The organism is Bradyrhizobium sp. 33ap4, from assembly GCF_032654765.1.
GTDB classification, from domain to species: domain Bacteria; phylum Pseudomonadota; class Alphaproteobacteria; order Rhizobiales; family Xanthobacteraceae; genus Bradyrhizobium; species Bradyrhizobium australafricanum.
Map to the genome: position 1 here is coordinate 1 of NZ_JAUMTJ010000176.1, position 1,290 is coordinate 1,290.

Genomic DNA, 1,290 nt, shown 5'->3' on the forward strand with positions numbered 1-1,290 from the left:
GGTGTGCGGCCATGATGATTTCGTGATCAAGCTGCCGAATTCGGAGGGCGTGGTGCAGCTCGAGCCCGGGGCGACGATCACCATCGGCTGGAAAACGGAGGATTGTCGGGCGCTCGATGCATCGTGACGAGCTGGACTTTGCGCCAGCAGGCTGGGCTTTGACAATGCTGCACCTCCATCCGGGGTCGCATAGCAGGGAGAGAGTAGACAATGACAAGGCCATTGATGATTGCGAGCGCCCTTGCCGTGAGCGGCCTGGTCGCAGTGACGCTTGCGTCGACGAAGCCGGCCTTTGCAGACGATCAGCTCACGGTCGTCTCTTTGGGCGGAGCTTTGCAGATGAGCGAACGCAAGGCGTTCTTCGAGCCCTTCTCGAAGGCGACCGGAATCAAGATCACCGAAGACGAATACAACGGCGGAGCGGCCAAAATCCGGGCTATGGTGAAGTCCAATACCGTGAGCTGGGACGTGGTCGATGGCTACTCGATCTGGGTTAATCAACTGTGCGCCGAAGGCATCCTTGAGACGATCGACTGGAAAAAGCTGGGCCTCGACCGTGCCAAATTCACTGACGGCGACAAATATGACTGTGGGGTTCCCTCAGTCATATCAGCCACGGTCGTGGCTTATGACAAGGACAAGTTGCCGAACGGCCCGAAGACTATTGCCGACTTCTTTGACCTGCAGAAATTCCCTGGGAAGCGCGGACTGCTCAAGGAGCCTGTGGGCAATCTCGAATGGGCGCTGATCGCCGACGGCGTGCCAACCAAGGACGTCTACAAGGTGCTCGACACGCCCGAGGGCGTCGACCGCGCCTTCAAGAAACTAGACACGATCAAGAAGAATGTCGTCTGGTGGACCTCTTACGCTCAGCCGCCGCAGCTCCTGGCCGATGGCCAGGTCGTCATGACAGCGGCCACGAACGGTCGCATCTACGACGCCGTCAAGAACTCCGGAAAGCACTTCGAGATCATGTGGGATACTCAGGAATGGGGAGCGGCCAACATCTGGGTGATTCCTAAGGGCAGCCCGCGGCTGGATGACGCTTACAGATTCATCGCCTTCGCCACGTCGCCCCAGGTGCTGGCTGACCTGACGCACTACATCTCGTACGGGCCGGCCAACCAGGATGCGGTCCCGTTAGTCGATTCTGCGATCCTGTCCCACCTTCCGACTGCGCCCGATCATATGGCCAATGGTCTGAAGGGAAATCCCGCCTTCTGGGTTGAGAAGGGCGATGATCTGCGCCAACGCTTTACCGCCTGGCTCGCGAAGTAGACCACAGAAGCA

General features: G+C 59.0%; 1 protein-coding gene. It reads left to right on the forward strand.

Going from position 1 to position 1,290, the window contains the following annotated elements; all coding sequences use genetic code 11:
* Nucleotides 1-210: 210 nt before the first annotated feature.
* Nucleotides 211-1,278: an ABC transporter substrate-binding protein gene (locus Q2M23_RS43580; RefSeq protein WP_316399514.1), complete on the forward strand. Its 1,068-nt coding sequence runs from the start codon at nucleotides 211-213 to the stop codon at nucleotides 1,276-1,278.
* Nucleotides 1,279-1,290: the final 12 nt, after the last annotated feature.